The sequence below is a fragment of the Dellaglioa sp. CoH-57-MRSF-16 genome, from assembly GCF_056782055.1.
Window position 1 is genome coordinate 20,103 of sequence record NZ_JBXAXZ010000009.1, and the last position, 8,803, is coordinate 28,905.

7 protein-coding genes are annotated in these 8,803 nt (G+C 32.9%); all 7 read left to right on the forward strand.

All coding sequences use genetic code 11. The features are described 5' to 3' along the window. Positions 1-145: 145 nt before the first annotated feature. The 7 genes from secA (at position 146) to AC1RPH_RS07350 (ending at position 8,707) form a co-directional block, all read left to right on the forward strand. Positions 146-2,509, forward strand: a complete 2,364-nt coding sequence (gene secA / locus AC1RPH_RS07320) for a preprotein translocase subunit SecA (protein WP_481761959.1) — start codon at positions 146-148, stop codon at positions 2,507-2,509. Between the two features lie 94 nt (positions 2,510-2,603). Further along, a protein-coding gene (prfB, locus tag AC1RPH_RS07325) for a peptide chain release factor 2 (RefSeq protein ID WP_481761960.1) occupies positions 2,604-3,720 on the forward strand; the annotation gives its coding sequence in 2 pieces (ribosomal slippage) (positions 2,604-2,675 and positions 2,677-3,720; 1,116 coding nt in all). A 96-nt stretch (positions 3,721-3,816) separates the two neighbouring features. Beyond that, the gene (gene ftsE, locus AC1RPH_RS07330) at positions 3,817-4,512 is read left to right on the forward strand and encodes a cell division ATP-binding protein FtsE (RefSeq protein WP_481761961.1); all 696 of its coding nucleotides are present in this window, start codon (positions 3,817-3,819) and stop codon (positions 4,510-4,512) included. Next, positions 4,493-5,380: a permease-like cell division protein FtsX gene (ftsX, locus tag AC1RPH_RS07335; protein ID WP_481761962.1), complete on the forward strand. Its 888-nt coding sequence runs from the start codon at positions 4,493-4,495 to the stop codon at positions 5,378-5,380. Before ftsE ends, ftsX begins: the two co-directional genes overlap by 20 nt. Positions 5,381-5,510: 130 nt before the next feature. After that, positions 5,511-6,647 carry a PDZ domain-containing protein gene (locus AC1RPH_RS07340; protein ID WP_481761963.1) on the forward strand — a complete coding sequence of 379 codons (1,137 nt, stop codon included), beginning with the start codon at positions 5,511-5,513 and terminating at the stop codon, positions 6,645-6,647. Positions 6,648-6,671: 24 nt separating this feature from the next. Further along, positions 6,672-7,373, forward strand: coding sequence for a response regulator transcription factor (locus tag AC1RPH_RS07345; RefSeq protein ID WP_481761964.1), 702 nt, complete (start codon positions 6,672-6,674; stop codon positions 7,371-7,373). 59 nt (positions 7,374-7,432) lie between these two features. Then, positions 7,433-8,707, forward strand: a complete 1,275-nt coding sequence (locus AC1RPH_RS07350) for a sensor histidine kinase (protein ID WP_481761965.1) — start codon at positions 7,433-7,435, stop codon at positions 8,705-8,707. Positions 8,708-8,803: the final 96 nt, after the last annotated feature.

Genomic DNA, 8,803 nt, shown 5'->3' on the forward strand with positions numbered 1-8,803 from the left:
TGAAAAGCCTGTTGAGTAAGTTAACTACTCAGGGCTTTTTTGTTATTTTAGTTTAAAATTTATTGATTTAGTGATACTATAAAAAATGATATTATAATTAAAAATAATTCAATAAATGTGTTTGATATATAAGGGGAAAAGCTAAATGGCAAATGTATTAAGACAATGGGTTGAAAGTGATAATCGTGAATTAAGAAAACTAGGCAAAATAGCCGATAATATTGAAAATATGGCCGACGAGATGGCTTTATTATCTGATGATGAACTAAAAGCTAAAACACCTGCTTTTAAAGCAAGATATCAAGAAGGTGAAACGCTTGATGATCTTTTACCAGAAGCATTTGCAGTGGTACGAGAAGCCGCAAAACGTGTGTTAGGACTATACCCATTCCGTGTGCAAATGATTGGTGGAATGGTTTTAAATAATGGTGATATTGCGGAGATGAAAACTGGTGAAGGTAAAACTTTAACAGCTACTATGCCCGTTTATTTAAATGCAATTTCAGGTCTAGGTGTTCATGTTGTTACTGTTAATGAATATTTATCAAGCCGTGATGCAACAGAAATGGGCGAATTATATTCATGGTTAGGTTTAACTGTCGGATTGAATATTAACGAAAAAACAGCTGAAGAAAAGCGCGAAGCCTACGCAGCTGATATTACCTATTCAACAAATAGTGAATTAGGCTTTGATTACTTACGTGATAACATGGTTGTTTATCGTGAAGATATGGTTCAAAGACCTTTAAACTATGTTATCGTCGATGAAGTTGATTCAATTTTGATTGATGAAGCTAGAACACCGTTGATTATTTCTGGTCAAGCTGAAAAGACGACTGCCATGTATGTTCGTGCAGATCGTTTTGTTAAAACGTTAACTGAAGAAGAAGACTATAAAATTGATCTTGAATCAAAATCAATTTCATTAACCGAAGAAGGAATTCGTAAAGGTGAAAAATATTTTGGACTAGATAATTTATATGATACAGATAATACAATTTTGACTCATCATTTGGATAATGCATTACGGGCTAATTTTGTTATGCTACGTGATAAAGATTATGTTGTACAAGATGGTGAAGTTATGATTGTTGATCAATTTACTGGTCGTATTATGGAAGGTCGTCGTTATTCTGATGGTGTTCATCAAGCTATCGAGGCTAAAGAACATGTTGAAATTGAAGACGAAACTAAAACAATGGCTAACATCACTTACCAAAATTTCTTTAGAATGTACAAGAAATTATCTGGTATGACGGGTACTGCTAAAACTGAAGAAGAAGAATTCCGTGAAATTTATAATATGGAAGTTGTTCAAATTCCAACGAATAAACCTATTATTCGTGATGATAAAGCAGATTTATTGTATCCATCTTTAAATAGCAAATTTAAAGCTGTCATTGCTGATATCAAAGAACGCCATGAAGCTGGTCAACCTATGTTGATTGGTACTGTAGCAGTTGAAACGTCAGAATTATTGGCACAAATGTTAGATGATGCTGAAATTCCACATGCTGTCTTAAATGCTAAAAATCATGAACGTGAAGCTGAAATCATTTTAAATGCTGGACAACGTGGTGCTGTTACCATAGCTACGAATATGGCCGGACGTGGAACTGATATTAAATTAGGCCCTGGCGTTAAAGAAATTGGTGGATTAGCTGTTATTGGTACAGAACGCCATGAATCTCGTCGTATTGATAATCAACTTCGTGGCCGTGCTGGCCGTCAAGGGGATGATGGGATGACACAATTCTATCTTTCTTTGGAAGATGATTTGATGTTACGATTCGGTTCAGAACGTATTAAGAGCTTCTTAGAACGTATGAACATTACTGAAGATGACGCTGTTATCCAAAGTCGTATGATTACAAAACAAGTTGAATCAGCACAAAAACGTGTCGAAGGTAATAACTATGATACACGTAAAAATGTTTTACAATATGATGATGTTATGCGTGAACAACGTGAGGTTATTTATAACCAGAGACAACAAATTATTATGGAAGAAAAAACATTAAAACCTGTTATTATGCCTATGATACAACGTACTGTTAATCATATTGTTCAGATGCACACGCAAGGTGACCAAAATGAATGGAATTTACAAGCTATTGTAGATTTTGCTGTCTCTTCAATGGTTAATGAAGACAGTATCTCATTGGCAGATTTAGAAGGTAAAGATGCTAACCAAATCGAAGCCTACTTGGTCGACCGCGCTGAAAAGAACTATGAAATTAAAGAAGATCAATTAGTTGATGCAGCACAAATGCTTGAATTTGAAAAAGTGGTTGTGTTACGTGTTGTTGATGATAAATGGACAGCGCATATTGATGCAATGGATCAACTTCGTCAGTCTATTGGACTACGTGGCTACGGACAATTAAACCCTCTAGTTGAATACCAATCAGATGGATTTAGAATGTTCGAAGAAGTCGTTGGAGCAATAGAATTTGAAGTGACACGTTTATTTATGAAAGCTGAAATCAGACAAAATATTAAACGTTAATCAAAAAGTTAATCAGAGAACATTATTAAAGAGTCACTTCCGAATTCGATAGAGTTTGAAGGTGACTCTTTTTAGTAAATTAAGGAGAAAATTGATGGAATTAAGCGATTATAGGAAACAAATTAATGAAATGGAACAAAAAATAACTAACTTCAGGGGGTCTCTTTGACTTAGAGACGCTGAATGAACGTATTTCTGAAAATGAAGAACGAATGGCTAACCCAGATTTTTGGAATCACCAAGAAGAAGCACAAAAAGTTATTGACGAAAACAATCAATTAAAAGGTAAATATGATGCGTTTCATGATTTAGAGAGTAAGGTATCAGAATTACAAGTCATGCTTGAATTATTACAAGAAGAAAATGATAATGATATGCTAATAGAATTTGATGACTTGTTTAACGAGACAAAAAAAGCACTCGACAAGTATCAATTACGATTATTATTGAATGAACCTTATGATAGCAGAAATGCTATTTTAGAAATCCATCCAGGTGCAGGAGGTACCGAATCTCAGGATTGGGGATTAATGTTACTTAGAATGTATACGAGATGGGCTGAAAAAAGTGGGCTAATCGTCGAAACAGTAGATTATCAATCTGGCGATGAAGCGGGATTGAAAAGTGTGACGCTTCTTATTAAGGGAGTAAACGCGTATGGTTATCTTAAGAGTGAAAAAGGGGTGCATCGATTAGTTCGTATTTCACCTTTTGATGCTGCTGGTCGACGCCACACGTCTTTTGCATCTGTTGATGTGATGCCAGAGTTGGATGATTCAGTCGAAATAGAATTAAATCAAGATGATATCAGAATGGAAGTATTTAGATCATCCGGAGCTGGTGGACAACATATTAATAAAACATCTTCAGCAGTTAGATTAATTCATATTCCAACAGGGATAGTAACTTCGAGCCAAGCGCAGCGGTCACAATTTCAAAATAGGGCAACGGCTGAAAGTATGATGAAATCTAAGTTATATCAACTTGAAATGGAAGCAAAAGAAAAAGAACGTGCTGCCATTCAAGGTGAACAAATGGATATTGGATGGGGGTCGCAGATTCGATCATATGTGTTCCACCCATACTCAATGGTTAAGGATCATCGTTCCGATTTTGAGACTGGTAATGTTCAAGCGGTAATGGACGGTGATATAGATGGATTTATTAATGCTTATTTACAGTGGAAATTAAAAAATGAAAATCCAAGTTAAAAAATGAAACTTAATTGTAAGACTACTGCAATATAAAGGTAAATAATCATGCTATAATGAAAATGTTATGAAAATAGACACAGGAGGATTCACTGTTTGATAGAATTTAAAAATGTATTTAAACAATATTCTGATGATATTATTGCAAGCAATGATATTAATCTTCGAATTGACCAAGGTGAATTCGTATATGTGGTTGGACCTAGTGGTGCCGGAAAGTCGACATTTATAAAAATGATGTACCATGAAGAACAAGCAACATCTGGTGAAATCACAGTAAATGATTTTCATTTAGAAACGATGAAACCAAAAGAAGTACCATTTTTACGAAGAGATTTAGGAATTGTATTCCAAGATTTCAAATTATTACCTCGTTTAACAATTTTTGAAAATATTGCATACGCGTTAGAAGTTATTGAAAAAGAACCTGCAGAAATTAAAGAACGTGTTGATTACGTGCTAGATCTTGTTGATTTGTCTGACAAGGCGGATAAATTTCCGGAAGAATTATCTGGTGGTGAACAACAAAGAATTGCGATTGCACGTGCAGTTGCAAATAAACCAGAAGTCTTAATTGCTGATGAACCAACGGGGAATTTAGACCCTGAAACGTCAGATGATATTATGTCAATTTTAGAAAAAGTTAATGAACAAGGGACAACAGTTATCATGGCAACTCATAATAGTATTATTGTGAACAAATATCCACATCGTTTGTTGGCTATTGAAGATGGCCGTATTGCCCGAGATGAAGAAGGAGGAAAATACGGTTATGAAAATGAGAACGTTTAGGCGTCATTTTGGTGAAAGTATTAAGAGTTTACGTCGTAATGGATGGATGTCTGTTGCTGCTATTAGTGCTGTTACTGTAACGTTAATTTTGGTTGGGGTGTTACTTTCAATCTTAATGAACGTAAATAAATTAGCATCTGATGTTGAGAACGATGTTCAAGTCAGAGTGTTTGTTGAACGAAAGACAACAAAGAATCAACAGGCTGATTTGAAAAAGAAACTTGAAAGTTATTCAGAAGTTAAAAAAGTTACTTTTTCAAGTAAAAAGGAGCAATTACAACAAGTTGTTGGTAGTTATGGTAATGAATTTAAGTTATTTGGTGGGGATGATAATCCACTATATGATACATTTGATGTTCAAACTAAAAAACCAAAACAAACTGAGCAAATTGCAAAACGTGCTAAAAGTTTAGATTATGTAAATGATGCTAGTTTTGGGGGCACATCTGCTAAAAAACTATTTAAAGTAGTTGGTAATATCCAAAAATGGGGTATGATTATTAGTGCTTTACTCCTCTTTGTTGCAGTATTCTTAATTTCTAACACGATTAGAATCACAATTTTATCTCGAAGAAATGAGATTGGAATTATGCGTCTAGTAGGTGCGACGAATGGATTTATCAGATGGCCGTTTTTACTTGAAGGTGCATGGACTGGGCTTTTAGGTGCTATCATTCCAATTATTTTAGTTGATTTTGGCTATATTTGGATTTATAACGGTTTACAAGTTTCGTTGGCATCAACTAGTTATCAATTATTAACACCAGGAACTTTCTTGGCAGAAATTGATTTATTATTAGTGTCAATCGGGATAATTATTGGTGCTTTAGGATCGTTCGTTTCAATGCGTCGTTTCCTTAAAATTTAATTAAATTTTAAAAGACTGATTTTGCTAAATGCAAAATTCAGTCTTTTTTGTTATTATGATTATCTTTTTTGAATCATGACAAAGCATGATATAATTTGAGTACTATATATTAAAGAAAATAGGTGCATTTATGGTAACGCTTAAAATTATTGGAAACTTTTTCATGCAACCAACGCTTTGGTTAGCAATTATACTGATTTATGGTATGTATACACGAAGAATTAAAAAAGAGAGACAAGCATTTAGAACAGCTGTCGATAGTGATTTTTATGAGGGACGTCATGCAATAAAAGTAGGCTTTATTTTTAGTATTATTGGATCAATGTTACTATTTGGACTAGGTGTTATGTTGCCTATTAACTGGGTAGTTATTTATGCTATTTTTATGATTTTAGGACTACTACTATACCCAGTATTTGATGCTATCTTTCCGCTATTTATTATATCGGGACTAGTATATGGGATGACTAAATCTCAATTAAGTAATTTTGAAATATTTAAATATGAAGAATTTCACGTTGAATTTACGACAGGGATTCTACTGATAGGGACAGTCATTTTATTTATAACTGCTTGTGCGCTGTATTTATTCAGAAATAGTCCCTTATCGCCGAACACACAGTCAGGTAAACGAGGGCGAAATATATCGTCGTTTAGTATGAAGGATCTGTATCTGGTGCCACTTGTAATTCTAACACCGGGTGATCAATTCCATAGTGTACTCTCTTGGTGGCCAATTATTCATATAGCAGGTACAGAATTTAACATCATTATTTTACCATTAATTGTTGGGCTATCATTACGTATCTATAAAGAAATACCAAGAGTAGCTATCAAATTTATAAAAAAACAATACTTATATTTAGCTTTTATAGGGACAGGTTTAGCGATAATGGCTATATTTATACCAATAATGGGGATATATGGATTAATTGTTCTATTAGTTGCGTATTGTATCAGCCAATATATGATCAAACGCCATGATAATAAACAAGAAAAATGGTTTGCAGAATCCAATGAAGGAATATTAATTGTAGGGGTACGCCCAGGTACGCCAGCTTCAAAGATGGACGTAGAGGTTGGTGATGTGGTCGTTCAATGTAATGGCATTGAAGTTAGAAACGAAACCGAATTGTATGAAGCATTACAGAGTAGCTCAACGTATTGTCGATTAAAAATTAGGACATTTAGTGGAGATACAAAAATAACAGAAAGTGCGATATTTTCAGACTCACCATATGAAATAGGGTTAGTCATAATTAAATAAATTTAGTTATCAGGGGGATAAATAATGAAAAAAATTTTAGTTGTAGATGATGAACCAGCAATTGTTACGCTGTTAACGTATAATCTAGAAAATGCGAACTATGAAGTGCATGTAGCAATAGATGGGCCTAGTGCATTTAAAAAAGCAACAGAACAAAATTTTGATTTCATTATTCTCGATTTGATGCTGCCTGGTTACGATGGTATCGAAGTTACAAAAAAATTAAGACAAGAAAAAGTAAAAACGCCAATAATCATTTTAACGGCTAAAGATGATGAATTGAATAAAATAATTGGTTTAGAAATTGGTGCAGACGATTATATGACTAAACCGTTTAGTCCAAGAGAAGTAATAGCAAGAATTAAGGCTATTTTGAGACGTACTGAACATGACTCATCTAAGGATGAACAAATTGATAATGAAGTGAGAGAATTTAAAGATTTTAAAATTGATTTTTCTAACTATTCAGTTTATAAAAATGATGAAAAAGTTGCATTAACACCAAAAGAGTTCGAACTTTTAGTATATTTTATTAAACGAACAGGACGTGTGCTAAGTAGAGAAAAGTTATTGAGCGGTGTTTGGGGATACGATTATGAAGGGCAAACAAGGATGATAGATATGCATGTGAGCCATTTACGCGAAAAATTAGAAGTAGATGCTAAAAACCCCCTATATTTAAAGACAGTTCGAGGATTTGGCTATAAGTTTGAGGAGAATAAATGAAACAAAAACTAAAATGGATAATTACGACGTTAATCTTGTTGCTAAATTTAACATTTAGTATGACACTTCTATGGGATGTATCCGGGAAACTTTTTAGTAAGAATAGTATTATTGGAGTAAGTGTGTTGAGTTTGATTGAAATAGCTATACTTTATAAAATAGCATCTAAAGCAGGTGCTGAGTCCGAATTAATGGCTAATATATTGAATAGTTTAGTCAATAAAGGAGATTCTTATCATGTATTACTAGATACAGATAGTCCCAATTTTGAATTATCGAAAGCCATTAATCGTGTTGAAAGTTATCAAAAGAAAAGAAATATTCACTATCAGGTACAAAATAATAACTATCTAAAATTAATTGAACATTTGACAGTTGGGGTTATGCAAATTGATCATAAAAGACAAGTACTAGTCGTAAATGATATGATTTCTAAATTATTAGGCCAACAGATAGAAAGTAAGCAACATTCATATATTGATGATATTAAAACATACAAATTGAGTGGACTAATTGAAAAAGCCATTAAAACACAAGATAAGCAAAGAGATGAAGTTGAAATTGCCAATACAAACAGAGTGGTTGATGCAACGGTCGTCTATATAGCAAATAACAATGTAGAATTTCAAGTAATCGTAATTTTATATGATATAACTGAGCTGAAATTATTAGAGAAAATGCAAAATGAATTTGTCGGAAATGTGAGTCATGAATTGAAAACACCAGTAACAGCAATTAAAGGATTTGCTGAAACTCTTTTAGAAGAATCTGTTGATTCAAGTACAACTAACAAATTTTTAAATATTATTTATGACGAAAGTGAAAAATTAGAAGTATTAATTCAAGAGATATTAAAATTAGCAAAAGGGCAAAAACCCAAAGAAAATATTTCGAGTTTCAATTTAGATGCTATGATAAATTATGAGTTAGATTTATTAAGTAGTACTATTAAAAGTAAAAATTTAATAGTAGACAAGAGAATAACAAAAGATCTTTATGTAAAGTTTGATAAAAATAAGATAGCCACTATCTTAGGTAATTTATTGCAAAACGCTGTTAAATATAATGTTGATAATGGGCGTATGGTAGTTGAAGTAGGCAAAATAAAGACAAGATTTTTTATAGCAGTATCAGATACTGGTATTGGTATTTCAAATCAAGACAAAAAAAGAATATTTGAACGTTTCTATAGAGTAGATCCGTCTAGAAATAAACAAATAGAAGGTAATGGGCTTGGCCTCGCTATTGTGCAGGAACTAGTGACATCAATGGGTGGAGAGATTAGTGTGAAAGATTCGAATGATAAGGGGACTGAAATTACGATTTATTTGTAATATTAAGAGATATTCACATAAATAGACTTGACCAAGAAAAAGAAAGCTGATATATTTAATAAGTGCTATTGAGGCGATAATGAATATCGCAAATAA

Excerpts from the sequence above, each read along its gene's own strand:
- secA (WP_481761959.1), top strand. The coding sequence starts at position 146 with ATGGCAAATGTATTAAGACAATGGGTTGAAAGTGATAATCGTGAATTA.
- AC1RPH_RS07345 (WP_481761964.1), top strand. The coding sequence starts at position 6,672 with ATGAAAAAAATTTTAGTTGTAGATGATGAACCAGCAATTGTTACGCTG.
- AC1RPH_RS07350 (WP_481761965.1), top strand. The coding sequence starts at position 7,433 with ATGACACTTCTATGGGATGTATCCGGGAAACTTTTTAGTAAGAATAGT.
- AC1RPH_RS07340 (WP_481761963.1), top strand. The coding sequence starts at position 5,511 with ATGGTAACGCTTAAAATTATTGGAAACTTTTTCATGCAACCAACGCTT.
- ftsX (WP_481761962.1), top strand. The coding sequence starts at position 4,493 with ATGAAAATGAGAACGTTTAGGCGTCATTTTGGTGAAAGTATTAAGAGT.